26 protein-coding genes and 1 pseudogene are annotated in these 25,873 nt (G+C 66.5%); 6 read left to right on the top strand and 21 right to left on the bottom strand.

The genetic code is table 11. The features are described from left to right. Window position 1: 1 nt before the first annotated feature. From AC3ANW_RS10215 to AC3ANW_RS10230, 4 genes are read left to right on the top strand one after another with little or no spacing between them, the layout of a single operon-like run. The gene (locus AC3ANW_RS10215; RefSeq protein ID WP_488345063.1) at window positions 2-1,030 is read left to right on the top strand and encodes an ABC transporter ATP-binding protein; all 1,029 of its coding nucleotides are present in this window, start codon (window positions 2-4) and stop codon (window positions 1,028-1,030) included. Beyond that, a complete protein-coding gene (locus AC3ANW_RS10220; protein ID WP_488345064.1) occupies window positions 1,023-1,688 on the top strand; it encodes a GntR family transcriptional regulator in 666 nt (221 codons plus the stop codon). The genes AC3ANW_RS10215 and AC3ANW_RS10220 overlap by 8 nt, the downstream gene beginning before the upstream one ends. A gap of 3 nt (window positions 1,689-1,691) precedes the next feature. Beyond that, window positions 1,692-2,645, top strand: coding sequence for a dihydrodipicolinate synthase family protein (locus AC3ANW_RS10225; RefSeq protein WP_488345065.1), 954 nt, complete (start codon window positions 1,692-1,694; stop codon window positions 2,643-2,645). A gap of 4 nt (window positions 2,646-2,649) precedes the next feature. Then, window positions 2,650-4,098, top strand: a complete 1,449-nt coding sequence (locus AC3ANW_RS10230; protein WP_488345066.1) for an N-acyl-D-amino-acid deacylase family protein — start codon at window positions 2,650-2,652, stop codon at window positions 4,096-4,098. A gap of 303 nt (window positions 4,099-4,401) precedes the next feature. On the opposite strand, the gene AC3ANW_RS10235 is transcribed toward AC3ANW_RS10230, so the two are convergent. The 12 genes and pseudogenes from AC3ANW_RS10235 to AC3ANW_RS10290 form a co-directional block, all read right to left on the bottom strand. After that, complete coding sequence (locus AC3ANW_RS10235) at window positions 4,402-4,626, bottom strand: hypothetical protein (RefSeq protein ID WP_488345067.1); 225 nt, start codon at window positions 4,624-4,626, stop codon at window positions 4,402-4,404. A 286-nt stretch (window positions 4,627-4,912) separates the two neighbouring features. Beyond that, a complete protein-coding gene (gene hutG / locus AC3ANW_RS10240) occupies window positions 4,913-5,722 on the bottom strand; it encodes an N-formylglutamate deformylase (protein WP_488345068.1) in 810 nt (269 codons plus the stop codon). A gap of 6 nt (window positions 5,723-5,728) precedes the next feature. Beyond that, window positions 5,729-6,721 carry a hydroxyacid dehydrogenase gene (locus AC3ANW_RS10245; RefSeq protein ID WP_488345069.1) on the bottom strand — a complete coding sequence of 331 codons (993 nt, stop codon included), beginning with the start codon at window positions 6,719-6,721 and terminating at the stop codon, window positions 5,729-5,731. Then, window positions 6,718-8,019: a Zn-dependent hydrolase gene (locus AC3ANW_RS10250; protein ID WP_488345070.1), complete on the bottom strand. Its 1,302-nt coding sequence runs from the start codon at window positions 8,017-8,019 to the stop codon at window positions 6,718-6,720. Before AC3ANW_RS10250 ends, AC3ANW_RS10245 begins: the two co-directional genes overlap by 4 nt. Further along, a complete protein-coding gene (locus AC3ANW_RS10255; RefSeq protein WP_488345071.1) occupies window positions 8,016-9,650 on the bottom strand; it encodes an ABC transporter ATP-binding protein in 1,635 nt (544 codons plus the stop codon). Before AC3ANW_RS10255 ends, AC3ANW_RS10250 begins: the two co-directional genes overlap by 4 nt. After that, window positions 9,647-10,486, bottom strand: coding sequence for an ABC transporter permease (locus AC3ANW_RS10260; RefSeq protein ID WP_488345072.1), 840 nt, complete (start codon window positions 10,484-10,486; stop codon window positions 9,647-9,649). The genes AC3ANW_RS10255 and AC3ANW_RS10260 overlap by 4 nt, the downstream gene beginning before the upstream one ends. Window positions 10,487-10,499: 13 nt before the next feature. Then, the gene (locus AC3ANW_RS10265) at window positions 10,500-11,486 is read right to left on the bottom strand and encodes an ABC transporter permease (RefSeq protein WP_488345073.1); all 987 of its coding nucleotides are present in this window, start codon (window positions 11,484-11,486) and stop codon (window positions 10,500-10,502) included. Between the two features lie 32 nt (window positions 11,487-11,518). Continuing rightward, entirely contained in the window at window positions 11,519-13,099 is a 1,581-nt protein-coding gene (locus AC3ANW_RS10270) for an ABC transporter substrate-binding protein (RefSeq protein WP_488345074.1), read from the bottom strand. A gap of 58 nt (window positions 13,100-13,157) precedes the next feature. Continuing rightward, complete coding sequence (locus tag AC3ANW_RS10275) at window positions 13,158-13,910, bottom strand: LamB/YcsF family protein (RefSeq protein WP_488345075.1); 753 nt, start codon at window positions 13,908-13,910, stop codon at window positions 13,158-13,160. 47 nt (window positions 13,911-13,957) lie between these two features. After that, window positions 13,958-14,976 (bottom strand): annotated as a pseudogene (locus tag AC3ANW_RS10280) (5-oxoprolinase subunit C family protein). Continuing rightward, on the bottom strand, window positions 14,973-15,716 hold the full coding sequence (gene pxpB, locus AC3ANW_RS10285; RefSeq protein ID WP_488345076.1) for a 5-oxoprolinase subunit PxpB: 744 nt from the start codon (window positions 15,714-15,716) through the stop codon (window positions 14,973-14,975). The pseudogene AC3ANW_RS10280 and the gene pxpB overlap by 4 nt, the downstream one beginning before the upstream one ends. Further along, window positions 15,713-16,969, bottom strand: a complete 1,257-nt coding sequence (locus AC3ANW_RS10290) for a pyridoxal phosphate-dependent aminotransferase (protein WP_488345077.1) — start codon at window positions 16,967-16,969, stop codon at window positions 15,713-15,715. Before AC3ANW_RS10290 ends, pxpB begins: the two co-directional genes overlap by 4 nt. Window positions 16,970-17,069: 100 nt before the next feature. Here AC3ANW_RS10290 and AC3ANW_RS10295 point away from each other — a divergent pair, with 100 nt between their 5' ends. Continuing rightward, on the top strand, window positions 17,070-17,795 hold the full coding sequence (locus AC3ANW_RS10295) for a GntR family transcriptional regulator (protein WP_488345078.1): 726 nt from the start codon (window positions 17,070-17,072) through the stop codon (window positions 17,793-17,795). Between the two features lie 18 nt (window positions 17,796-17,813). Here the strand turns inward: AC3ANW_RS10295 and AC3ANW_RS10300 are convergent, their stop codons facing one another. From AC3ANW_RS10300 to mltG, 7 genes are all read right to left on the bottom strand, one after another. After that, window positions 17,814-18,551, bottom strand: coding sequence for a response regulator (locus tag AC3ANW_RS10300; RefSeq protein ID WP_488345079.1), 738 nt, complete (start codon window positions 18,549-18,551; stop codon window positions 17,814-17,816). A 257-nt stretch (window positions 18,552-18,808) separates the two neighbouring features. Further along, entirely contained in the window at window positions 18,809-19,504 is a 696-nt protein-coding gene (locus tag AC3ANW_RS10305; RefSeq protein ID WP_488345080.1) for an ankyrin repeat domain-containing protein, read from the bottom strand. After that, the gene (locus tag AC3ANW_RS10310) at window positions 19,501-20,307 is read right to left on the bottom strand and encodes a TatD family hydrolase (RefSeq protein WP_488345081.1); all 807 of its coding nucleotides are present in this window, start codon (window positions 20,305-20,307) and stop codon (window positions 19,501-19,503) included. Before AC3ANW_RS10310 ends, AC3ANW_RS10305 begins: the two co-directional genes overlap by 4 nt. Window positions 20,308-20,384: 77 nt before the next feature. Next, a complete protein-coding gene (locus tag AC3ANW_RS10315) occupies window positions 20,385-20,744 on the bottom strand; it encodes a PilZ domain-containing protein (protein ID WP_488345082.1) in 360 nt (119 codons plus the stop codon). After that, the gene (locus tag AC3ANW_RS10320; protein ID WP_488345083.1) at window positions 20,741-21,781 is read right to left on the bottom strand and encodes a DNA polymerase III subunit delta'; all 1,041 of its coding nucleotides are present in this window, start codon (window positions 21,779-21,781) and stop codon (window positions 20,741-20,743) included. The genes AC3ANW_RS10315 and AC3ANW_RS10320 overlap by 4 nt, the downstream gene beginning before the upstream one ends. Continuing rightward, entirely contained in the window at window positions 21,778-22,431 is a 654-nt protein-coding gene (tmk, locus tag AC3ANW_RS10325) for a dTMP kinase (RefSeq protein ID WP_488345084.1), read from the bottom strand. Before tmk ends, AC3ANW_RS10320 begins: the two co-directional genes overlap by 4 nt. Further along, window positions 22,428-23,444 carry an endolytic transglycosylase MltG gene (gene mltG / locus AC3ANW_RS10330; protein WP_488345397.1) on the bottom strand — a complete coding sequence of 339 codons (1,017 nt, stop codon included), beginning with the start codon at window positions 23,442-23,444 and terminating at the stop codon, window positions 22,428-22,430. Before mltG ends, tmk begins: the two co-directional genes overlap by 4 nt. 56 nt (window positions 23,445-23,500) lie before the next feature. On the opposite strand from mltG, the gene ygfZ reads away from it, so the two are divergent. Continuing rightward, a complete protein-coding gene (gene ygfZ / locus AC3ANW_RS10335) occupies window positions 23,501-24,457 on the top strand; it encodes a CAF17-like 4Fe-4S cluster assembly/insertion protein YgfZ (RefSeq protein WP_488345085.1) in 957 nt (318 codons plus the stop codon). 24 nt (window positions 24,458-24,481) lie between these two features. On the opposite strand, the gene AC3ANW_RS10340 is transcribed toward ygfZ, so the two are convergent. Together AC3ANW_RS10340 and AC3ANW_RS10345 are read right to left on the bottom strand one after the other, a co-directional pair. Next, on the bottom strand, window positions 24,482-24,928 hold the full coding sequence (locus AC3ANW_RS10340) for a GNAT family N-acetyltransferase (RefSeq protein WP_488345086.1): 447 nt from the start codon (window positions 24,926-24,928) through the stop codon (window positions 24,482-24,484). Continuing rightward, a complete protein-coding gene (locus AC3ANW_RS10345) occupies window positions 24,925-25,857 on the bottom strand; it encodes an alpha/beta hydrolase (RefSeq protein ID WP_488345087.1) in 933 nt (310 codons plus the stop codon). Before AC3ANW_RS10345 ends, AC3ANW_RS10340 begins: the two co-directional genes overlap by 4 nt. Window positions 25,858-25,873: the final 16 nt, after the last annotated feature.

Consider the following 25,873-nt stretch of genomic DNA (forward strand, 5'->3'; position numbering starts at 1 on the left):
CATGTCCGCAACCTTTTCCGAGACCGCAGCCCCCGCCACCGAACGCCAGGGCAAGGACGTTTCCCTGGCCGCCATCCGCAAGTCGTATGGCAAAACCGTCGCGCTTCCATCGGTCGACCTGTCGGTGGCGCGCGGCGAGTTCTGCACGTTGCTCGGCGCATCCGGCTCGGGCAAGACCACGCTGCTGAAGATCATCGCGGGCTTCGAGGCGCCGGACAGCGGCAGCGTGCGTATCGCCGGCCGCGACGTGACCGCCATGCCGATCGCCGACCGCAACATCGGGATGGTGTTTCAGAACTACGCGCTGTTTCCGCACATGACCGTCTTCGAGAACGTCGCCTTCGCACTGCGCATGCGCAAGCTCAACCACGAGGACATCCGCCGCAAGGTCGGCGATGCGCTGGAACTGGTGAGCATGGGTGCGCTGGCCGACCGGCTGCCGGGCGCGCTTTCGGGCGGCCAGCAGCAGCGGGCCGCACTAGCCAGGGCGCTGGTGTTCCGGCCCGACATATTGCTGATGGACGAACCGCTGGGGGCGCTCGACAAGAACCTGCGCCAGGCCATCCAGCTGCAGTTGAAGAAGCTGCACCACGACCTGGGCCTGACGGTGGTGTTCGTCACCCACGACCAGGACGAGGCCATGAATCTGTCCGACCGCATCGTCATCATGGACCAGGGCCGCATCGTCGAAAGCGGCACACCTGAAGGCCTGTATCGACGGCCGGCCTCCGCCTTCGTGGCGGGCTTCCTGGGCGAATGCAACTTCATCGAGCAGGGCGGGGAGCGCCTGGCGGTGCGGCCCGAACATGTGCGCACCGGCAGGCAGCTGACCGGCACCGACCTGCGCCGCGAGGGCAGGGTGGTGGCGGCCACTTTCTGCGGCCTGCACTGGAAACTGTTCATCGAGGACGCCGGCAACACGGTGGTCGCCTATGCCCCCATCGGCCTGCCCGAGGCTGACCGCCGGCCCGGCCAGCCGCTGGCCTGGGGCTTCGGCGCTGCCGACGCGATGGTGTTCGCCGATGCGTGAACTGGGGCCCATCGCGCCGGCCGAAGAGATTCCGGACCTGGCCGGCGATGCCTATCGCACGCTGCTGGAGATGATCCAGCTCGGCCGCATCGCACTGGACGAGCCGCTGCAGGAACGCACGCTGGCCGCCACGCTGGGCATTTCGCGCACGCCCTTGCGCGAGGCCATGAGCCGGCTGATCGGCGGGGGGTTTGCGGTGCGCACGCCGCGCGGCCAGCTGATGGTGCGCGAACCCACGCTGCGCCAGTACCTCGAGATCCTGCAGATGCGAATGCTGCTCGAAGGCGAGGCCGCCGCGGCCGCCGCGACCCGTATCGAACCGCATGAAGTCATCCGTGTGATGGCCCAGGTGCGTGCCCATCTGGCGACCGCCAACACCGACAAGGAAGAAAACCACCGCATCGACAACCTGGTGCACGACACCATCGCCCAGGCCGGCGGAAATGTGCAGATGGCGCAGGCCATCCACGACTTGCGCATCAAGGCCCGCACCTTCGACCAGAACGGTGCGCCGGCGCGGTTCGAGCCCGGTGTGGCCGAGCATGTACAGATCTTGCAAGCCCTGCTGGACCGCAACCCCGAAGCGGCCCGGGCCGCCATGCGCGGCCACCTCGAAAACGCGCGCGCCGGACTGGTCGCGCGCCTGACCAACATCTGAACCATGACAAAACCTTCCCGCATCGACGAATCCGCTACCGGCGTCTACATCATCGCCGCCACCCCCTTCACCGAAACCGGCGCGCTCGATCTGGCCAGCACCGACAGCCTGGTCGATTTCTACCTCGACAAGGGCGTCGCCGGCGTGACCATCCTGGGCATGATGGGCGAGGCCCACACCCTGACCGACGAGGAGTCGCAGACGTTCACCCGCCAGGTGCTGCGCCGTGTCGCGGGCCGGGTACCGGTGGTCGTCGGCGTGAGCCACGCAGCGCAGCAGCAGGTGGCGCGTTTGGCCGGCATGGCCATGGACAGCGGCGCTGCCGGCGTGATGGTCGCGCCCGCACCGGGGCTGCGCACCGACGGCCAGGTCCACGGCTATTACGCCGATGTCGCCCGCATGCTGGGCCGCGACGTGCCGATCTGCCTGCAGGACTTTCCGCAGTCGACCGGCGTGTGGACGTCGGTCGAAGTCGTGCACCGTCTGGTGGACGAGTTCGAGCAGGTCGTGATGTTCAAGCACGAAGACCTGCCGGGCCTCAAGAAGCTCAGCCGCCTGCGCAAGGAAAGCGAGGCCGCCGGCCGTCGCCGCATCAGCATCCTGGTGGGCAACGGAGGTTTGTTTCTGCCGCAGGAAATGGCCCGTGGAGCCGACGGTGCCATGACCGGATTCGCTTATCCGGAAATGCTGGTGCAGGTCTGCAAGCTGTATGCGCAAGGTCGACCGGCCGAGGCCGAAGACCTGTTCGATGCCTACCTGCCGCTGCTGCGCCACGAGTTCCAGTACGGCATCGGCCTGGCGCTGCGCAAGGAAACCCTGCGCCGCCGCGGAGCCATCGCCAGCGCCACGGTGCGCCGGCAGGGCGCCGGCCTGGACGCCACCGACCAGGCCGAGCTGTCGGGCCTGATCGGCCGGCTGGAACGCCGGCTCGAAGGCTTCGAGACGACGGCTGTTTGATTTCATGTCGGCATCCCAGACAACCGAATTCGACATCGTCGTCGTCGGCGCCACCGTGGTGGACGGCAGCGGCCGGCCGGGCTTCGTGGCCGATGTGGGCATCGCCGACGGCCGCATCGTGGCGGTAGGCCCCTTGCCGGCCGATGCCGGGCGTGAACGCATCGAGGCAGCCGGCCGGGTGCTGTCGCCCGGTTTCATCGACGTGCACACCCACGACGACCGGGCGCTTCTGACGCCCGGCGCGATGACACCCAAGCTGTCGCAGGGCGTCACCACCGTGGTGACCGGCAACTGCGGCCTGAGCCTGGCGCCGGGCCAGGTGCGCGGACCGATCCCGCCGCCGCTGGACCTGATCGCCACGCCCGAGTGGCTGCGGTTTCCCACCTTCGCCGACTACCTGCAGGCCATCGACGCCCAGGGCGCGGCCACCAACGCGGTGTGCCTGGTCGGCCACCTGAGCCTGCGCGCCAACGTGATGGACGACTTGCAGCGCAGCGCCACGCCGGCCGAATGCGACGCCATGCAGCGCCTGCTGGCCGAAGCGCTGAACGCGGGTGCGTTCGGCCTGTCGACCGGCACCTTCTATCCGCCGGCGCGCCATGCCGGCACTGACGAGATCGTGGCGGTCGGGGAACCGTTGCGCGCGCATGGCGGCATCTACGCCACCCACATGCGCAACGAAGCCGAGAAGGTGGTCGATGCGCTGGAAGAGACCTTCGAGATCGGCCGGCGGCTGGGCGTGCGGGTGCTCATCTCGCACCACAAGCTGGCCGGCGTAGCCAACCACGGGCGTTCGGTCGAGACGCTCAAACGCATTGCCGAGGCGATGGAGCGGCAGCCGGTTTCCATCGACTGCTATCCGTACAACGCGTCGTCCACCGTGTTGCGGCCGGAGTTCGTGGCAAGGGCTTCGTCGGTGCTGGTCAGTTGGTCCGAACCGATGCCGCAGCATGCCGGCCGCACGCTGGCGGACATCGCCGTCGAGATGGGTTGCAGCGACGAGGCTGCGGCCGAAAAGCTGATGCCCGCAGGCGCCATCTATTTCATGATGGACGAAGCCGATGTGCGGCGGATCCTGGCCTTCCCCAAGACGATGGTCGGGTCGGACGGCATGCCGCACGACGAACATCCGCACCCCCGGCTGTGGGGGACTTTCCCGCGTGTGTTGGGGCACTATGCCCGCGAGGAGAAGCTGTTCAGCCTCGAGACAGCCGTCCGCAAGATGAGCGGCCTGACGGCGGAAGAACTGGGCCTGGCCGACCGTGGACTGGTGGCGGTCGGCAAGGCGGCCGACCTGGTACTGTTCGACCCGCGGGCAGTGGGAGACCGGGCCACTTTCGCCGAGCCGCGCGCGCTGAGCGCCGGGGTCGAGAGGGTTTGGGTGAACGGGCGGTTGGCGTTTGCCGACGGGGTGCTGCGGGATGAGCACGCGGGGCGGGTTTTGCGGCGCTAGGCGTTGGCCGGGTGTTGTGGTTCGGCGGGTGGGGGTTTTGATCGGTCGTCTTGTGATCTCCGCTTCGCTCTGGTTCTTTCTTCTGCTACTCCGTAGGGGTGAGCCGCTTATGCGCGGGGCAGTCACTTTCTTTTCTGGCAAAAAAGAAAGTAACCAAAGAAAGTTGCCTTGGGAGCGGGGAATCGCATGAGCGATGGTCGGGACTTCGATCCGCTTCGCTCCCCTCTCGTCCTCACGGTGGCATTGATGACCGCACCCGGAAAGCCATTGCACGAGGTTCGGGACGCTCGTTCACCAAAAGCTTCACGCTCTGGCATCGGCCTTGTTTGATCGAACACCGCTGTACGGCTTGTGTGGGAAATACAGCTTGGCGCCAGAACGAGTACCTGGGGTGATGCCAACCACCGATGCCGGTTGAGAGCTCCCGGCCCACCGCCATTCGCCATTCGCCAGCAGATCGGCAGTGCGCACGATCCCGCTCCAAGCGGTGTTTTCGCCCAAGCCGTACGGCGGCGGTTGATCGAACATGGCCGATGCCAGAGCGTGAAGCTTTTGGTGAACGAGCGTCCCGAACCTCGTGCAATGGCTTTCCGGGTGCGGTCATCAATGCCACCGTGAGGACGAGAGGGGAGCGAAGCGGAGCGAAGTCCCGACCATCGCTCATGCGATTCCCCGCTCCCGAAGGCAACTTTCTTTGGTTACTTTCTTTTTTGCCAGAAAAGAAAGTGACTGCCCCGCGCATAAGCGGCTCACCCCTACGGATTAGTAAAAGAAGAAAACAGAGCGAAGCGCAGCTAACCCCCAAACCCAAACCTCAACCAGCCAACCCCAACCCAAGCGCCCCGAAAGCCCCTTTCACCATCGCCTGCACCGTAGGCGAAACAACCGAGGCCAGGTCCTCCCGCCAGCCGAAAGGCGCGGTCTCGTCCATATAAAGCTTCTGCGTCATCTCCAGTTGCACCGTATGAACCCCGTCAGCCGGCCTGCCGTAGTGGCGGGTGATGAAACCGCCCTTGAAACGACCGTCGGCGATCCAGCTGAACGGCCCTGCAGAAGTGGCAGAAACCACCGCTTCGCGCATGGCCGGAGCACACGAGGCGCCGGCGAAGGTGCCCACGTTCAGGCCCGGCAGTTCGCCCTCGAAAAGACGGGGCAGCAGGCTGGCGATGGAGTGGGCTTCCCATACCAGGACCTGGCCGTGCAGGGCTCGCATGCGGTCGATTTCGCCCTGAAGGGCATCGTGATAGGGCTTCCAGAACCGGTCTACACGGCGGGCCGTTTCGGCGGCGTCGGGCGGCGCGAACCCTTCTGCGTACAAGGGCTCGCCGCGGAAGGTTTCGGCCGGGCAGAGGCCGGTGGTGGTCTGGCCCGGATAGAGGCTTTCGCCGCTGCTCGGCCGGTTCAGGTCGATCACGTAACGCGAATAGTGGGCTCGCAACATCGAGCCGCCCATGGCCGTCACGAAGTCGTACAGCCGGGGCAGGTGCCAGTCGGTGTCCGCCACCAGGCGGGCGGCGGGGGTCATCTGCGCGGCAAAGGACTCGGGCAGGTTCTCGCCGCAATGAGGAATGGAAACGATCAGCGGGACGGTGCCCCGGGTGAGGGTGAAGACAGGTGGATTCATCGGAACTCAGGAAGAAACAGGACTGATGCTGCTGAAACGGCGGCGCGCCCAGACTTCGGGTCGCACCAGGTCGGATGGTTCCCGACCGGCCAATGCCGCCAGCACCTGGCGGGCGCACTGGCTGGCGGTAGCGTACAGCGCCTCTTGCGACGATCCGGCGATGTGCGGTGTCAGCACCACGTTGGGCAGCACCGAAAGGCGGGTGTTGGCAGGCAGGGGCTCGCTTTCGAAGACATCCAGACCGGCGCCGAACAGTCGGCGTTCGGCCAGGGCATCGGCCAGCGCGGCTTCGTCGATCAGGCCACCGCGAGAGGTATTGACCACGATGGCCTCGGGTTTCATCCGGCTTAGGGTTTCGGTGTTCAGCATGTGGCGGGTGTCGGCACGCAGCGGCCGGTGCAGGGACAGCACATCGCTGGCCACCAGCAGTTCGTCCAGCGACGCCACCGATTGCACACCCGCCGCCGCCAGTTCGAACGGATCGGCGCTGGGCGACCACACCAGGGTGCGCATGCCCAGGCCGCCGGCCGCCATCTCGCACAGCAGACGGCCGGTGCGGCCGAAGCCCGCGATGCCGAGCGTCTTGCCATACAGCCCGAAGGTCGGCTGCTGGTACTTATAGGCCCAGTGACCGCGCCGGGTGGCGGCGTCTGCGGATACCGCCTGGCGCGACACGGCCAGCATCAGCATCAGCGCGTGTTCTGCCACCGCGCGGGCGTTGGCGCCGGGTGTGCAGGTCACAGGAATGCCTTGATCGGCAGCATGGGCGACGTCGATCCGGTCGGTGCCGGTGCCGTGGTTGGCGATGACGGCCAGGCGCGGTGCGAGATCGATCAGCGAGGCAGAGATGCCGTCGCGCACGATGACGGCGTCGGCGCCGGGCAAGGCTTCGCGTAGCGCCGCCGGGCCGTTCGCTGCGAGGACGGTGACGCCGGCCCGCCGCAGCAGTTCTGCGCCGATGGGATGAATGGGCTGGGCGATGACGCAGGTGGCGTTCATGAAACGATGTCGGTGGTGTTCGGGTGCGCAGAAGCCAGGCCGGCACGCTCACCCAGCACCTGGCAGAGGACGGCGGCACCGAGGGCGAAGTCGGCCATGTCCATGGCTTCTTCCGGGTTGTGACTGCCGTTGGCATTGCGTACAAAAAGCATGGCCGACGGCACGCCGGCATTCGCGAAAGTGGCCGCGTCGTGGCCGGCGCCGCTGGGCATGGTGAACGCCGCCTGGCCGGCCTGCGCCAGTGCGGCGCGCAGGCTGTTCTGCAGGCCGGCATCCATGGCGGCGGGCTGACTGCCGCTCGGATCGCCGAAGTTGAAACCGACCCCGTGCGGCACCGCCTGTGCATTGGCGGTGGCGTGCAGGCGGCGGTCCATTTCGGCCAGCGTGGCCGGGCTGCGCGAGCGGATATCGATGCAGAAATCCACCAGCCCCGAAACCTTGCTGAAGTCGGCCTGGCGCGGGTCGGTGTTGACCTGGCCGAATGTGACGGTGAGTTCGTGGCCCTCGGACTCCATGGCGGCCCATTCGTACTGCATGTGGTGGATGAAGGCTGCCGTGGCCACCACCGCGTCCTGCCGGTGCCCGCGCGGGGTGGCGCCAGAATGGGCATAGCGGCCGGTGATGTGTGCCTGCCGGTAACGCAGGCTCCCGCAGATGCCGCTGACCACACCGAGCGCGTGGCCGCCGTCGATCAGCACCGGGCCCTGCTCGATGTGGAGTTCGACAAAACAGTCGATGGCCGCCGCGCTGATCTGCGGCTCGCCCGCGGCCAGCGACTCGGGTCGGCCGCCGCAGTCGGCCAGGTGTTCGGCCAGCGTGCGGCCGCTGTCGAAACGGCGGGCCGCCAGCGCGCCGGGGCCCAGCAGTCCGAAGGCCGCCTTGCTGCCGATATAGGACACCGGGAACCATGCGCTTTCTTCGGCGCGGATCGCCATCACGGTGACGTCGCGTTGCGGCACTACGCCGGCGGCGACCCATCCCGCCAGCACCGCCAGCCCGGCGACCACACCGGCCGCGCCGTCGTAGTTGCCGCCCAGTGGTACCGAATCCAGATGCGAGCCGGTCATCACGACCGGCAATGCGCGATCGCGGCCGGGCAGGGTGATGTAAAGGTTCAGCGCGGCATCGGTCCGCACCTGCAGGCCGAGAGCCCGGGCGGCGTCGGCCAGCAGCGCGTGGGCCTGTTGTTCACCCTGGCCGTAGGTGTCGCGGGTGATGCCGCCGGCCTGGCCGCCAGCGGCGCTCAACCGGTCGAAGAGCCGGGCGGCCAAAGCCAGGTCGGGCAGGGCGCGCGTCACGCGGTGACCGCCCTGGACGGGTCCCATTCGCGGCCCGGCATGGCGGCGATCAGCTGGCGTGTGTACGCATGCTGCGGTGCGTCGAATATCTGGGCCGGCGGGCCTTGTTCGACCAACTTGCCGCGATGCATCACCAGCAGGTGGTCGCAGATCTGTGCGGCCACCCGCAGGTCGTGGGTGATGAAGATCAGCGCGATCTGCAAACGCTGCTGGACATCGCGCAGGAGCTTCAGCACCTGGGCCTGCACCGACACGTCGAGCGCAGAAACAGATTCGTCGGCGACGATCAGCCTGGGTTCCATGGCCAGCGCGCGGGCGATGCCCACCCTTTGCCGCTGGCCGCCGGAAAACTCTCCGGGATAGCGGTCGAAGGCCGACACGTCCAGCTCGACCAGCTGCAGCAACTCACGCGCGCGGGCTTCGGCCTGACCACGCGGCACCCCCGCCGCCAACGGACCGTCGCACAGGATGCGGCCGACCGTCTGGCGCGGGTTCAGGGATGCGAACGGGTCCTGGAAGATCATCTGGATCTTGGGCCGCTTGGGACGGAACTCGGTCTCGGACAAAGGCACGATGTCCTCGCCGTCGAACAGCATGGTTCCGCCGTCGACCTCGGTGAGTTTGAGCAGGCATTTGCCGATGGTCGACTTGCCCGAACCGGATTCACCGACGATGCCCAGCGTCTGGCCGCGCCGCACGCTGAAGCTGACGCCGTCCACCGCGTTGACCACCCTTTTCGCCTTGAACAGCCCGCCGCCGCTGCGATAGGTTTTGCGAAGGTCGGAGACTTCGAGCACCGGCTTGCCTCGCACGGCGGCGCTGGCGGAACCGTCTGCACGGTGGTGCGGCACGGCTGCGATCAGCCGCCGGGTGTAGGGATGCCGCGGGTGGTTCAGCACCTGGCTCGCCGAACCCTGCTCGACCATCACGCCTTTTTCCATCACCACCACCCGGTCGGCGATTTCTGCGACCACACCGAAGTCGTGGGTGACGAACATCACGCCCATGCCTTTTTCGCGCTGGATGCGGGCGATCAGCGCCAGGATCTGCGCCTGGGTGGTGACGTCCAGCGCGGTTGTGGGTTCGTCGGCGATCAAAAGACGGGGCTCCAGAGCCAGCGCCATGGCGATCATCACCCGCTGCCGCTGGCCGCCTGACAGGCGGAAGGGCCAGGAATGGCGCAGCGTGGCCGGGTCGGGCAGGCCGACGAATTCGAGAAGCTCGAGCACCCGCTGTTCACGCGCCGGGCCGGGGTAGGCGCCGTGCACCCGCATCACTTCGGCGATCTGTTCGCCGACGGTCAGCAGCGGGTTCAGGGCCGAGAGCGGCTCCTGGAAGATCATGGCCATCTCGCGGCCGCGCATGTCGCGCAGCGTTTCTTCGTCGAGCTTGAGAAGGTCGCGGCCGTCGAGCAATATCTCTCCGCGCTGGGGCTGCAGGTAGTCGGGCAGCAAGCCCATGATGGCGTTGGCGCTCATCGACTTGCCGGAGCCGGATTCGCCGACGATGCAGACGATTTCCCCGGCGTGGATGTCGTAGCCGATGTCCTGGACGGCGAAGGCGCGGTCGCCGCCCCTGGGCAGGGCGATGCTGAGGTTCCTGATCGAGAGCAGGGGCATGTCCATGGTCATGCTCCGCGCTTGCGCAGTTGCGGATTGAGGGCATCGTTCAGTCCCTCGCCGATGAGGTTGATCGACAGCACGGTCAGCATGATCGCCAAGCCCGGCCAGAGGCTCATCCACGGAGCCTCGCGCAGCATGGTGCGTGAAGCGCCGATCATGAAACCCCAGCTCATCATGTTGCGGTCGCCCAGGCCCAGGAAGGACATGGAGGATTCGGTGAGGATGGCGGTGGCGGTCATCAGCGATGCGGTGACGATGATCGGCGAGGCTGCGTTGGGCAATATCTGCGAGAAGATGATCCGCGCCGGCGTCTGGCCGATGGTGATGGCGGCCTGCACGAATTCACGCTGCTTGAGGGTCATGAATTCGCTGCGCACCAGGCGTGCCACCGGCGGCCACGAAACCGCCGATATGGCTCCGACGATGGAGTAGATGGTGGGCTTGAAGATGGCCACGAGCACCAGTGCCATCGCCAGTTGCGGAATGGTCTGGAAGAACTCGGTGCCGCGCATCAGCAGGTCGTCGGTGCGGCCGCCGTGGTAGCCGGCCAGCGCGCCGACCAGGATGCCGAACAGCACCGCCACCGCGGTCGACACCACGCCGATGAGCAACGAGACCCGTGCGCCATACAGCAGTCCGGCGGCAATGTCCCGGCCCAGCATGTCGGTGCCCAGCGGATAGCTGCCGTCCTCGAAGGGCTTGATCAGCGGGTCGGCCACCATCGACCAGGGGGATTCGTCGAACACCAGGGAGGCGGATGCGCCGGCCAGGATGACGACGACGAGCAGGACGAGGCCCAGGGCCGCGCCGCGGTTGGCGATGAATCGCCGCATGAAAATCTTCACGATGGATAGTCCTTCAGGCGTCGCCGATTCGGGGATCGACGAACCGGTAAGCCAGGTCGGTCAGCAGGTTGAACACCACCACCAGGGTGGAAGTCACCAGGAACACGCCGAGCAGCAATTGGTAGTCGCGCTGCATGAGTGCGTCGAAGAGCAGCCGGCCGATGCCCGGCCACCCGAACACCGTCTCGGTCAGCACCGCGCCGCCGGCCATCTGCCCCAGCTGGATGCCGGCGAAGGTGACCACCGGCAGCAGGGCGTTGCGCAGTGCGTGGTGGCGGACGATCTCGCCGACCGGAACACCCTTGGCGCGGGCGGTCTTGATGAAGTCCATGCCCAGCACTTCGAGCATGGATGCGCGGGTCAGCCGGGCATACACAGCCATGAAAAAGCAGCCCAGCGACAGCGTGGGCAATATCAGGTGCACGGCCACGTCCCTGACGTGCGCCAGGCCGGTCAGGTTGGCGCCCACCGTCTCCATGCCGAAGGGCGGCAGCCAGCCCAGCTGCAGGCTGAAGAAGATGATGGCCAGCAGGGCCAGCCAGAATTGGGGCGTGGCGTAAATCAGCAGCGACACGGTCATCAGCGCGCTGTCCAGCGCCGGGAACCTGCCGCGGTACCTTGCGCGCGATGCGATCACCCCGACCAGCACACCCAGCACGATGGAGAACACGAAGGCGCAGCCCATCAGCAGCAGGGTGGCGGGCAGGCGGTCGAGGATGAGGTCGAACACCGGCAGCCGTTCGCGGTACGAGAAACCGAGGTCGAGCCGCAGCACGCCGCGCAGGTAGATGGCCAGTTGCATCCACACCGGCTTGTCGAGGCCGAACTCATGGCGCAACTGGTCGACATAGGCGGGGTCCGACGATCCGGATTCGCCCGCCATCACCGAGGCGGGGTCGCCCGGCGCCAGGCGGATCAGCAGGAAGTTGACGATCACCACACCCAGGACGACGAAGACCGCCTTTCCAAGTCGGGACATCAGGAAGGACAGGTTCTTCATCGCGGGTTTCCGGGGACAGGGCAGCGCTCGACTTACTTGTCGATGTAGACGTTGGCGAAGGTGTCGTTCAGGCCGATGGCGGTCTGGATCAGGTTGTGCACCTTGGCGCTGTACATGGTCGGGATTTCCATCTCGAACAGGTAGCCGTTGGCGACTTCCTCGACCAGCGTCTTCTGGATCGTGCTGTACAGGCGCTGGCGTTCTTCCACCGAGGTGGCGGCGGCGGCCTTGTCCCAGGCGACGTCCATCGCCGGGTTGTTGTAGCCCTGGTTGTTGACGAAGGCCGAGCCCTTGACCATGTTGCGCGCCAGGTAGAGGCGTGCCACGCCCAGCGCCGGATCACCGTACTGCGAGGTGAAGCTGAAGGTCATGTCGAAGTCGAAGTCGGACACTCGCTTGGCCCAGGTGCCGGCGTCGGCGGATTCGATCTCGACCTTGAAACCGACCTGTTCCAGCGCCTGGCGGGTGTATTCGCCCAGGCGGTCCCAGGTCGCGCCGTAGGGGTACGACAGGATCTTGATCGGGGTCTTCGAAACATCGACGCCCGATTCCTTGATGAGCGCGCGTGCCTTTTTCAGGTCGAAGGTGTAGGCCGGGACGTTGGCGTCGTAGAAAGGCGTGGTCGACGAGATGGGGCCGGTGGCGATCTTGCCCAGGCCGAAGAAGATGTTGTTGACCACGAACTTGCGGTTGACGGCCTCCATCACCGCCTGGCGCACCTTCACGTTGTCGAACGGCGGCTTGCGCATGTTCATCTGGATGTAGGCCTGCTTGGAGAACATCTCCCAGCCGGCGGTGGTGGTCAGCGTGTTGGGCACCTTCTTCAGGCGGGTCACGTCGACGTTGTCGACATCGTTGGCGCTGACCACCTGCACGTCGCCGCGTTCGAAGGCCACGGCGCGCGATGCGGCGTCGGGGATCACGTTGAAGACGATCTCGTCGAGGTAGGGCTTGCCCTTCTGCCAGTAGTCGGGGTTGCGCGTCAGGATGATGTAGGAGCCCTTCTTCCATTCCTTGAACCTGAACGGACCGGTGCCGACCGGCGTCTGGTTGGCCGGGTTGGTCTTGTAGTCGGTGCCGTCGTACAGGTGTTTGGGCACCATCGGCATGTTGTCGCTGACGAAGGACTTGAGGAAGGGCGCGAAAGGTTCCTTCAGGCGGATCTCGACCTTGTTCGGGCCGGTCGCCTTCACCGACTCGACGAACTGGTTGATGATGACCCGCGCCCGCGGATGCACCTCGCGCAGGAACTTGTCCACGCTGAAAACCACGTCGTCCGATGAGAACGGCTTGCCGTCGTGCCACTTGACGCCGCTCTGCAGTTCGAACGAATACAGCTTGCCGTCGGGCGACACGGTCCACGACTTCGCCAGGCCGGGCATCGGCTTGAGATCGGGTGTCCAGGTCAGCAGGCTTTCATAGATCTTGCCCGCCACGTACTGGGTGGGCGTCTGCTGGTTCAGGCCCAGCATCAGGGTCGGCGGCTCGGGCTGGGCAATGGCACGCAGCGTGCCGCCACGGGTCTGTGCGTGCACACCGGCGACGCCGAGCATCAGGGCAAGGCCGAGCGCGATGCCGGTCAGTACGGGGCGGGATTTCTGGCTGGAAAGCATGGATCTACCTTGGGGAAACGGGAAAGCGGATAAGAAATCGGGCAGGGGAGAGCGCGAGTCAGCAGGTCGTGACATCGATGCCGTCGGCTGCCAGGGCCGCACGGATGCGTTTGGCGAACACGGCCGCGCCGGGCTGGTCGCCATGGATGCACAGGGTGTCGGCGGCGATCTTCACGTCCTTGCCGGACAGCGAACGCACCACACCGTCGATCACCATGCGCTTGACCTGCGTGATGGCCTGATCCACGTCTTCGATCATGGCGTGAGGCAGGTTGCGCGGGGTCAGCGTGCCGTCGTCCTGGTAGCTGCGGTCGGCATAGACCTCGAAAGCCACCGGCAGGCCGAGCGTCTGGGCGGCTTCGGCCATGTTGGGGTTGGCCACATAGACCAGCAAACCGGGGTCGTAGTCGTGCACCGCCTGGGCACAGGCTCGGGCCAGCGCGGGGTCTCGCATGGTCATGTTGTAGAGCGCGCCGTGGGTCTTCACGTGGTGCAGCGACGAACCCTGGGTCTGGGCGAATGCCTGCAGCGCGCCGACCTGGTAGATGGTCAGGTTGTAGACCTCGGCCGGTGTCATGGCCATGGCGCGGCGACCGAAACCCTGCAGGTCGGGCAGGCCGGGGTGGGCGCCGACGGCGACGTTGCTGGCGATGGCCGCCTGCACCGTCTTGAACATCACGTCCGGGTCGCCCGCATGGAAGCCGCAGGCGATGTTGGCCGAGGTGACGTGGGCGAGGATCTCCAGGTCCTGGCCCATGTTCCAGGAGCCGAAGCTCTCGCCCATGTCGCAGTTGATGTCGATGGATGGCATTGGTCTTTCCTTCGCTGGTGGTCGGTGGGGTTCTTTGGATGGCGGTGTCAGAGCAGGGCGCGGGCAGCGTTGCCGCAGGCGCGCCGAAGCCGGGTTTCGAAGCTCGCCCAGAGCTGTTCGGCCGCGGCCTGCTCGATCGAGCTGAAACGCACGGCCTGGCCGGGCAATGCCTGGGCCAGCGCGGGCAGGTCGGCGCTGCAGACGTAGCCGACCTTCGGATAGCCGCCAGCGCTCTGCCGGTCGGCCATCAGCACGATGGGCTGGCCGTCCGGTGGCACCTGTATCGCGCCGAAGACCACTGCCTCCGACACCAGTTCGAGCGGCCTGCGCAGCTGGAGCGGGCTGCCGCTCAGGCGCTGGCCCATGCGGTCGGAGTCCTGGGTGATGGTGAAGGGCTCGTTGCAAAAGCTCCGCTGGGCATCGGCCGTGAAGGCGTCCCAGTGCGGGCCGGGCACGAAACGCACCGCGACGTCCGGGCCGTCGAGCAATGGCGGCAATGCCGGTGGGCGCGGCAGGTCGGCCAGCATTGGCAGGCCGCTTTCACGGCGCAGTTCTTCCAGCGGCAGGCATGCGGTGCCACGAATGGCGCCGACCGGCAATTGGTCGCCCTTGCGCAGGGCGCGTCCTTCGAAACCGCCGAGGGCGCCGCGCACATAGGTGCTGCGGCTGCCGAGCACCGGCAGCGTGTCGAAGCCGCCGCGTACCGCCAGGTAGACCCGCGCGCCGTCGACGCGGGGCCGAAGTCGAGCACCGCGCCGGCACGCACCATCACCGCCCTTTGCATGGGCACCGGCCGGCCTTCCACATGGGCCTGGAAGGTGGCGCCGCAAAGGGCGACCAGCGTGTCCTGCGAAAACGAGACACGCGGCCCGGTCAGGGTGCATTCCAGCACCGCCGCATCAGCGGCATTGCCCACCAGTGCGTTGGCCAGCCGGTGCGACCATTCGTCCATCGGCCCGTTGACCGACACGCCGTATTGCTGGTGGCCGAGACGGCCGAGGTCCTGCAGCAGGCTGAACATGCCGGGACGTTCGACCTTCATCAGGTGGGAGAGTGCGCGGCTCATGGGCGGGCCTCGCGGCGTTCGTTCAGTGCGTGGAATTCATCGATGCCGATGGGCCGGAACTGCATCCGGTCGCCGGGCTGCAGGCGGGTTGGCGGCATGGCCTTGACGTCGAACATGTTCCAGGGCGTGCGCGCCAGCAGATTCCAGCCGCCCGGCGATGTCGCCTGGTAGATGGACGTGATGCCGTTGGCGATGGCGACCGTCCCGGCTTCCACCCGGGTTCGCGGCGAACGGCGGCGCGGCACCTGCAGGCGCGGGTCCACCGGGCCGGCAAACGAATTGCCGGGCGAGAAGAAGAAGGCATAGACCGTCATGGCGACGCTGCTGTGCAGCGCGATCAACTCGTCGGGGTCGAGTCCGCAATGCCGTGCGACCTCTTCCAGATCGGGGCCGAAGTCTCCGCCGTAGCAGGCGGGAACCACGACCAGCCTGCCGTCGCCGGCCTGCTCCGGCACGCCGCCCGCCAGGGTATCGGCAATAGCGGCGGTCAGCTGGGCCGAAGGCAGGCCCTGCTTGAATGAGAACGCCATCGGATCGAAGTACACCGCCACGCTGGTGAAGGCCGGCACCACGTCGACCACGCCGTTCAGCGCCTTTTGCAACAGCAGCGCGGTGACCGCATGCACGAGGCGGCTGGTCCGCACCGAAACCTGCTCGCCGAGCCGGATCAGCAGGCAGCGTTCGCCGACAGGCTCGATGCTGTGATCGGGCACGGCATGAGCGGGCGTCGGAGTGTTCATGCGGCCTGGGTCTGTTCTTGCGGCAGCAGGGCCCGGCAGGCGGCGACGATGCGTTCGCAGGCCAGCCGCAGCCGTTCGTCCGACAGTGCGTAGGCCAGGCGTACATACGGCGACAGCCCGAAGGCCGCGCCATGCACCACCGCCACACCGGCTTCGTCCAGCAGGTAGGCGGCAAAGTCGGCGTCGTTGCCGAGCAGCAGGCCGCCCGGCGTGGTCAGGCCGATGGCGGCGGCGCAGTCCGCATACAGATAGAAGGCGGCCGGCGGCTTGCGGATGGACAGCAGCGGCGCGGCGGTCGAAAGGATGGACAGCGCCTCGTCGCGGCGGGCCTTCAGGCGGGCGCGCCAGCCGTCGAGAAAGTCCTGCGGACCTTCCAGTGCCGCGGCGGCGGCTGCCTGGCTGATGGCGCTCGGGTTGCTGGTGCTCTGCGACTGCAGCAGTTCGAGCGCCTTGACCAGCCACGCGGGTCCGCCGGCATAACCCAGGCGCCAGCCGGTCATGGCGTAGGCTTTCGAAACGCCATTCACCGTCAGCGTGCGTTCCTGCATGGCGGGCGCGGCCTGGGCGAACGAGCAGAACTCGCCTTCGAACACGATCTCTTCATAGATGTCGTCCGAAAGCACCAGCAGCCGGGGATGGCGGGCCACCACCTCGGCCAGTGCGCGCAGTTCGTCGGCGGTGTACAGCGCGCCGGAAGGATTGCCCGGCGCATTCAGCATCAGCCAGCGGGTGCGCGGTGTGATGGCGGCGGCCAGCAGGGCGGGCGTCAGCTTGAAGCCGTTGGCGGCGTCGGGCGTGACGACCACCGGTTCCCCGCCCGCGATGCGCACCATTTCGGAGTACGAAACCCAGAATGGCGCCACCACGATGACTTCGTCACCGGCCTCGACCGTCGCCAGCATGGCGTTGAAGAGAATCTGCTTGGCACCGGTGGCGGCAATGATCTCGTCCGGCCGGAAGTCCAGCCGGTTGTCGCGCAGGAACTTGGACGCCACTGCCTGCTTGAGGCGCGGCGTGCCGCCGACATCGGTGTAGCGCGTTTCGCCCCTGGCCATGGCCAGCGCCGCGGCCTGCTGGATATGTGCGGGGGTGTCGAAGTCCAGCTCACCCTCGCTCAGGCTGATGATGTCCCGGCCCTGGGCAGCCAGTTCGCGGGCGCGGGCCGAAGCGGCGCCGGTGGCAGAAGGGCGCACCAGCTGCAGGCGGGCAGACAGGCGGGTGTCGAGAGCGGGGCGTTCGGGAGGCTGGATCACGGGCAGGTTCTTCAATGTGGTGCACAACTGGTATACCAGCGGTATCTAGCAATCGCCGTGCCATCCGTGGACTGCATGCTCCATGCACAATCGCGGGCAAATGAGCAAAGTCAAAATGACCGAAGACATCCAGGGCGACAAAGAGACTGCGGCCGAGGCCGCGAGCGAGACCGAGATCGACGCCGGTTCAGCCCTGGGCAAGGGCCTGGCCAACCAGGCCTATGAATCGCTTGTCGATTTGGTGTTTTCGCGGGAGCTGAAGCAGGGCGAGCTGGTGCAGGAACGGTCTCTGGCCTTGCGGCTGGGCATCTCGCGCACGCCGCTGCGGGCGGCGCTGCACCGGCTGGAAGGCGAAAGGGTGCTGGAACGCAAGTCGAACAATCGGCTGTTCGTGCGTCTGGTGACACTGCAGGAAATCATGGAGGCGCTGCACGTGCGCCGCCTGCTCGAATCAGAGGCCGCGTCGCGGGCCGCCGGCAAGATTCCCGTGGCACAGCTGGCCGAGGTGCGGCGGAGAATCGAAACCCTGATGAGCCTGGACGACCCTGCCAGCCCGGAACATCAGCGACTGGATGCCGATCTGCATGGTGCGGTGGTCGAGTGGTGCGGCAACCAGATGCTGGGCGACATGATCGTGGAGGTGCGCCGCAAGACCCGCATGTTCTCGCTGAAACGCCTGGACAACCGGCTGATGCCGGTCTGCCTGGAACACCTGGCCATCGTCGAAGCGCTTGAGCGGGCCGATTCGACCGCAGCCGCGGCGGCCACCGCGGTGCATATCGACAATATCCGGCAGTCGATTATCGACAAACTCACCCAATACTGACGATATTAAGCCGGCGATCTAATGGAGCTTGAAGATATACCCGGCGCCACGCACGGTGCTGATCATCGATGTCGGGTCGGCGCCGCAATTGAGTTTCTTGCGCAGGCGCGATACCAGCAGGTCGACCCCGCGTGGTGCGTCCAGGCTGGAATTCTGCCGAACCAGACCTCCGAGCTGTTCACGGCTGATGATGCGGTTGGGTGATGTCAGGAATATATCCAGCAGCCGATATTCGGAACCCGAAAGCTGCACTTCGATGGCGTCCGGGGTTTTCAGGCTGCGTTTGCTGCGGCTCAGTTCCCAGCGGTTGAAACGGACAGGCGAGTCGGACTCATGCTGCTCCGTCTTGCTGGCGGCGGCGCGTCGCAGCACCGAATGGATGCGGGCCACCACCTCGCGCGGCTCGTACGGCTTGCCGATGTAGTCGTCGGCACCGAATTCAAGTCCGAGTATCCGATCATGCGACCCACTGCGTGCCGAGAGAATGATGGTAGGCAGCCGCCATTGGTCGCAGATTTCGCGCATCAATAACAGGCCATCGGCCTGCGGAAGCGCCACTTCGAGGATCACCAGGCTGATGCGATTTTCGGCGATGATTTTCTGCATTTGCCTGGCATTGGTCGCCGAACAAGTGGAAAAACCAAAACCGGTCAGATACTTGGCAAGCAGGTCGATATTTTCCTGGTCGTTGTCTACTATTAGAATTTCGGGGCGCTCACTCATCCCCCAAGTATGGAACAAGCAGCAGGGGCGCATTGCTTGCCAATCGTGGGATAAGGGGGTGAAACGCCGGCCAGTTCCCGCGTTCGGCGACTCTGGAAAACGCTGCCTTTTGCGGGCACGGCCGGATTTTCAGCAGCGTGCCCGGTCCAGCAGTGAGCCAAGGCCGGCCAGCCAGGTTCGACAGCATCCAACATACAATGCAACTATACATAATATACATCGTATAAAGTATTAAAACAGATGAGCAGGATGCATCCATATCAAGACCTTCGCCGTAGCGAAGGCCCCGATCACCAGCGTTTACGAGGCGCGCCCGCAACGGGCTTGCGATAGCTGGCAGCCACCTTGTCGAGTTGCGCGCCCAGCGGTTCGCGTTCGGCCAGTCGGGCAAAGTCGCCCGCGGTGAGGCCTTGTTCATTGCGCAGCGTCGGGTCGGCGCCTTCGTCGAACAGCAGCTTGACCGCATCTTCGCCGCCGTAACGCGCGGCCATCATCAGGGGCGTCGTCTTGTTGGGCGATTCGGCGTCGATATAGGCGCTGGCGTCGAGGAGCAGTTTCACGATCTCGACCTGCTGCGGGCCGCTGGCACTGACCGCGTAATGAAGCGGTGCCCAACCGGTCTTGTTGACGTCGGCATCCTTGGCGATGAGCGCCTTGACGACATCGACCTGGCCCTTGATGGCAGCCATCATCAGCGGACTTTCTCCGGCAGCGTTGCGCACTTCGGCCTTGGTGCCGGGCCAGGCCAGCAGCACCTTCAGCGATCGGGGCGACGGCTCCTTGATGGCCAGGATCAGGCCGCCCTCGCCTTTTTCTCCATGCACGTTCGGGTCGAAGCCGGCCTTGAGCATGCGTTCGACGGCACCCGCGTTGTCGCGTTTGATGGCGGTGAAGAAATCGTCGGTCGGGCCGGCGGACGCACATCCGGTGCCGACGGCGGCGGCCAGCAAGACCAGACTGAATACATGGCGGCGCAGGACGGTCATGCGGGATCCTTCAGGAAGAGTCGGTTGAAGTTCTGGCTTGTGGCGACTGCGATTTCCTCGACGGTCACGCCTTTCAGCTCGGCCAGTTGCCGTGCCACGTAGGGCACGTAAGACGGGTTGTTGGTCTTGCCGCGGTAAGGCACCGGTGCCAGGTAGGGGCTGTCGGTCTCTATCAGCGTGCGGTCGAGCGGCACGAAGGCTGCGACATCGCGGATGTCTTGCGCCTTCTTGAAAGTCAGGATGCCCGAGAAGGAAATGTAGTAACCCAGGTCGAGCGCGGCCCTGGCGACGTCCATCGTCTCGGTAAAACAGTGGAAGACGCCTCCGGCTGCGCCCTGCCCCCCGGTTTCACCCTCTTCCTTCAGGATGGCGATGGTGTCGTCGGATGCGCTGCGGGTGTGGATCACAAGCGGTTTGCCGCATTGCCGTGCGGCGCGGATGTGGATACGAAAACGGTTCCGTTGCCATTCCAGATCAGGGATGCTGCGGCCGCCCTTGCGGTCCTCCATGCCGTAATAGTCCAGGCCGGTTTCGCCGATGGCGATGACTTTCGGCCGGGCGACACGTTGCAGCAGGTCGTCGAGCGTCGGTTCCTGCAGGCCTTCGGTGTCGGGATGGACACCCACCGTGGCCCAAAAGTTGTCGTATCGGGCGGCCAGCGCCTGCACCGAGTCGAATTCTTCCAGCGTGGTGCAGATGCAGAGCGCCCGGTCGACGCGGGCCTCGGCCATGGCGTTGCGGATGGCCGGCAATTGCGCGGCAAGCTCGGGCATCGAGAGATGACAGTGGGAGTCGGTAAACATGTGGGAACCTGGAAATTCGGACGACCGTGGGCCGGACGCCGTGGGCCAGTATCGGCGCCGCCGGGCGCCAGGCGGTATCAGATCGTCTGCGTCGCGCGGTCGGACGAGAGATGCGCACCCAGCAGCTGTTCGATGCGGATCTTCAGTTCGCGCGACTTGTCGTCGGCAGGGAACTGGATGCCGACGCCCTGGGTGCGGTTGCCGGATGCGCGGGCCGGCGTCACCCACGCCACCTTGCCCGCGATCGGGTAGCGCACCGGGTTCTCGGGCAGGCTCAGCAGCACGTAGACGTCTTCGCCGAGCCGGTACTCGCGGGTGGTGGGGATGAACATGCCGCCCTCGGTGAACAAGGGAATGTATGCCGCGTACAGGGCCGCCTTTTCCTTGATGGCGAGCTGAACGACGCTCGGGCGGGGGGCGTTGGGCGGTGTACTCATGTGGGGCGTTTGCTGCCGGCAGAGTTTAGGGTGTTTTGCGCTGCGCTAACAAGCGACTCGAGCATCAGTCCGGGGTTGAACGGATGATCCGCCGTGCGCGCTTCGGTCGCCAACGCCTTCGACCAGCGTGTCAGCGCCATCCAGCTGGGGGCGGGCGGCAGGTCGGCGGCCGAGAAATAACGCGGCGCCGCGCCGGCCCTCTGCGCGAACAGGTCGTGGCAGAGCTTTTGCAAGGCCTCGATCACCTCCGGTGGCGACCGGTCGGACAGTGCCGAGACATCGCCGCGCAAAACTGCCTTGGGCAACAGCGCCCAGCGTGCCGGGTCGTGGCCGGCCCGACCGGCTTCCAGCGCATCCTGCGGTCGACCGCCCGCGGCCCGCAGCAGCGCCGGTGCGTCCTTTGCCGGTACGCCCTGTCCCGCCAGCCAGGTTTCAGCTTCGCCCGGCGCGGGCCAGGCCATCGCGTGGGCCTGGCAACGGCTGCGGATGGTCGGCAGCAACTGGTGCGATGCCTCGCTGGCCAGCACGAACCGGACGTCGCCGACCGGTTCTTCGAGCGTTTTCAGCAAGGCGTTGGCGGTGACGGCATTCATCTGTTCGGCCGGATAGACCAGCACGACCTTGCCACGGCCACGGGCGTCGGTGCGCTGGGCGAATTCGACGGCGTCACGCATGGCATCGACGCGGATCTCGCGGCTGGGCTTGCGTTTCTTGTCGTCCAGTTCGGCCTGGGCCTTTTCCGGCAGGGGCCAGCCAAGAGCCATCATCTGGACCTCGGGCATCAGGACCCGCAGGTCGGCATGGGTGCGGACCTCGATGGCGTGGCAGCTGGCGCAAACGCCGCAGGCGCTGCCGTCGGCCGCTGGGGTGTCGCACAACCAGGCGCTGGCAAGGGCCAGGCCGAGCGGATACTGGCCCAGGCCGGACGGCCCCTGCAGCAGGCGCGCGTGGCCGCGCTGGCCGAGCAACTGGTGCAACTGGCGGGCGATCCATGGCGCCAGCACGGTGCCGTTGACGATTTCGGTCGCAGGGCTCATAGAGTGCCCTCTTCCGCCAGCCAGCCACGGGCCGCAAACACCGCCGCCACCTGCCGCGCCACCTCGGCACGTTCGGCGGCAGCGTCGATGCGGGCGAACCGCTGCGGCGATTCGCCGGCGCGGGCGCCATAACCGGCCGCGACCCGGCTGAAAAACGCCTCCGGCTGGGATTCGAACCGGTCCGGCGCGCGAGCGCCTGCCAAGCGCGCGGCAGCCACTGCCGGCGGCAGGTCGAACCACACGGTGAGGTCCGGTTGGCGCAGACCGGCAGTACCGCTGCGCTGCACCCATTGTTCGAGGGTCGAGAGCACCTGCAGGTCGAAGCCACGGCCCGCGCCCTGGTAGGCAAAACTGGCATCGGTGAAACGGTCGCACAACACCACGTCGCCACGAGCCAGCGCCGGTTCGATCACCTGTTGCAGGTGATCCCGGCGGCCCGCAAATATCAGCAGGGCTTCTGTCAGCGGGTCCATCGGCTGGTGCAGCACCAGTTCACGCAATTTCTCGGCCAGCGCCGTGCCGCCGGGCTCGCGCGTCATGACGACGGTTCTGCCCTGGCGAGTGAAGGCCTGCGCCAGGCCGTCGATATGGCTGCTTTTGCCGGCACCGTCGATGCCTTCGAAACTGATGAAAAGACCGGGCGCGCTCATGGTTTGTCGTTCTGGTTGGCTGCGGCCGCTGCGGGCTTTCGCTGGTACTGGTTCACCGCGCGGTTGTGCTCTTCGAGGTTGTCGCTGAAGTGGCTGGTACCGTCGCCGCGCGATACGAAATACAGCGCATTGCCGGCCGCCGGCTCGACGCTCGCCAGCAGGGCGGCCCGGCCCGGCATGGCGATGGGCGTGGGCGGCAGGCCGTTGCGGGTATAGGTGTTCCAGGGCGTGTCGGTCTGCAGGTCGCGTTTGCGCAGGTTGCCGTCGAAGGCGGCGCCCATGCCGTAGATCACCGTGGGGTCGGTCTGCAGCGGCATGCCGACCTTGAGGCGGTTGACGAACACGCCGGCAATCCGTGCCCGGTCGTCCGGCCGGCCGGTTTCCTTTTCGACGATGCTGGCCAGAGTCAGAAGGTCGGACGGGGTTTTCAGCGGGCTGTCGGGCTTGCGTAATGCCCAGGCGGCATCGAGATGGCTGTCCATCGCGCGCAGGGCGCGTTTCAACACGGCGACATCGCTCGAACCCTTGGAATAGGTATAGGTATCCGGGAAGAATCGGCCCTCGGGCGCCACGCCGGGGCGGCCCAGCAGGGTCATGACGGCCGCATCGTCCAGGGCCGCGGCCTCGGGTTTCAGCTGGTCGGACTTGGCCAGCGCCGCACGGACCTGCCGCCAGTTCCAGCCCTCGACCAGAACGACAAAACGCATGGCCTCGTCACCGCGGACCAGCTTGGACAACAGGGTACGAGGGGTGACGCCGGCTTCGAGTTCGTAGCTGCCGGCGCGAATCAGGCGATCCTCGCCGGAAAGCCGGAACCACCAGTAAAGCAGTCTCGGGTCGACCTGGATACCGGTGGCGGCGACATCTTCCGCCACGCCGCGCGGTGTGCGCCCGGGTTCGATCGACAGATCGACGGTGGGTGCCGGCAGGGCCAGCGGCCGGTACAGCCACCAGAATGCGGCGCCGCCCGTCACGAGGACCAGCAGCGCGACCAGCAGGATGAATCGGCGCAATGCTTTCACGGCCCTTGGAACAGTACAGACATGGACGGACGATGATAATTCAGGCCATGAGCCAATCGCCCGCCGTTTCCTTCCCGGTTACCGACACCTTCGACACGCTCGAAGGTGTCGCCCTTCTTTCGCACCTTGGAGTCATCCGTGTCGTCGGCGACGATGCGGTGAAATTTCTCCAGGGCCAGCTCACCAACGACTTCGCACTGCTCAAGCCGGACCAGGCCCGGCTGGCGGCCTTTCTTTCGGCCAAGGGCCGCATGCAGGCCAGTTTCATCGGCCTGGTGCGGACGCCCGGCGAGGTGCTGCTGGTCTGCAGCCGCGACATCCTGGAGCCTGTGCGCAAGCGGCTTTCGATGTTTGTCCTGCGGGCCAAGGCCCAGCTGACCGATGCCAGCGAAGAACTCGCGTTGTACGGCATTGCCGGACGCACGGTCGCCGCGCTGGCCGGCGGTGAAGTGGCTCCCTGGTCGCGCCGCGATGTCGGCAACGCGCAGATGGTCGGCCTGCCGCCCGCCGGTGTGCAGGCCCGTGCGCTGTGGTTGGCGCCGGCGGGCGAAGCCGCGCCGGCCGGTGTTTCGATGTCGAACGAATCCTGGTTGTGGGGCGAAGTCGCCAGCGGCGTCGCCACGCTGACCGCTCCGGTGGTCGATGCCTTCGTCCCGCAAATGCTCAATTACGAATCCGTTGGAGGCGTCAATTTCAAGAAGGGCTGCTACCCGGGGCAGGAAATCGTCGCGCGCAGCCAGTTCCGCGGAACGCTCAAACGGCGCGCCTACATCGTCCACAGCAACGCGGCCGTAGCGGTTGGCGCCGATGTTTTCCATGGGGACGACCTGTCGCAGCCCACTGGAACCGTGGTGCAGGTGGCAGCGGCGCCGGGCGGCGGGTTCGACGCCATCGTGTCGATGCAGATCGCCTCGGCCGACGGCGGCGCGCTGCATGCCACCACGGCCGACGGCCCGCTGTTGTCGTTGCGCGCCCTGCCCTACCCACTGCTGGAAGACATCTGAAGGCGGGGGCGCAGGCCCTTGCCTTCAATAGCGCAACACCATTTCGATGTGCTCGATGCCGCCTTCGTCGAACGTATCGCCCCGCTCGACAAATTTGCGCCCCGTATAAAAACCTCTGGCCCGGCATTGGGCGTGAAGCACCACGCCGGCATCTCCCCGTCGGCGCGAGGCCGACAACAAGGTATCGAGTACCTGCGCGCCCAATCCGGTGCCGCGATGTTCCCGGCTTACGGCCATGCGCCCGATGCGGGCAAGGTTCAGGTCCGGACCTTCGGCGAAGACAGGTAGCAGGCGGCCGGTGGCGATTGCCTGCCTGCCGTCACCGACGACCACCGCATGCAGGCAATGCGGGTCGTCGTCGTCCAGTTCCATTGCGGCCGGCACGCCCTGTTCGTCCACGAACACGGCCATGCGCAGCGGCGCGGCGAGGTCTTTCAGCTCGTCCCACGAGCCCAGTCGCAACGCACTCATGACACGAAAGCCCGGCGCAGCGCCGCGGCCGCATCGGCGTGGGCACGACGGGCCTCCGGGATCAGGCGGCCCATCTTGATGAATTCGTGGGTCACGCCGCGGTAGATGTCCAGGTCGACCGGCACACCGCCGGCACGCAGGCGGTCGGCATATTCGACGCCTTCGTCGATCAGCGGATCGCATTCAGCCAGGCCGAACCAGGCCGGCGCGACGCCGTCCACATCGGGCGCCAGCAAAGGGGCGAAACGCCAGTCGTCACGGTCGGCGTCGCGGCGCACGTACTGGTTGAAGAACCACTGGATCAGCGTGGCATGGATGATCGGTCCGTGGGCGAAACGCCGGTGGGAATCCGTGTCCTGCCAGGCGGTGCAGCCGGGGTACAGCAGCAGTTGCAGGGCCAGCGGCAGGCCGGCGTCGCGCGCCATCAGCGCGCAGCCGGCCGCCAGCGTGCCACCGGCGCTGTCGCCCCCGACGGCCAGGCGACCGGCGTCGATGCCGATGGCGTCACCGTTGGCCGCCAGCCAGCTGAGCGCGTCCCAGGCATCGTTCGAAGCGGTCGGGAAAGCGTGTTCGGGCGCCAGCCGATAGTCCAGCGACAGCACCGCGCAATCGGCCTGCCGCGCCAGTTCGCGGCAAAGGACGTCGTGGGTGGCGACGCTGCCGACCGTGAATCCGCCGCCGTGGAAATACAGCAGCGCGGGCAACCGGTCAGCGGCGGCCGGCGCGACCAGGCGAACCGGCAGGTCCGCACCGTCGCGGGAAGGGATATGAAAATCCTCGACCCGCGGCAGCTCGGGCCGGTCGATCTCGAGCACTTCCGCTCCGCCTGCGTACATGGCGCGGGCTTCGGCAGGAGCCATGCTTTCCATGGGCGCCCGCTGCAGGCGGGCCATGCCGCTCACGATGCCGCGCATGGCGGGTGTCAGCATGGCGAGGATGGATGCG

The sequence above is a fragment of the Xylophilus sp. PBN-3R genome (assembly GCF_057747805.1).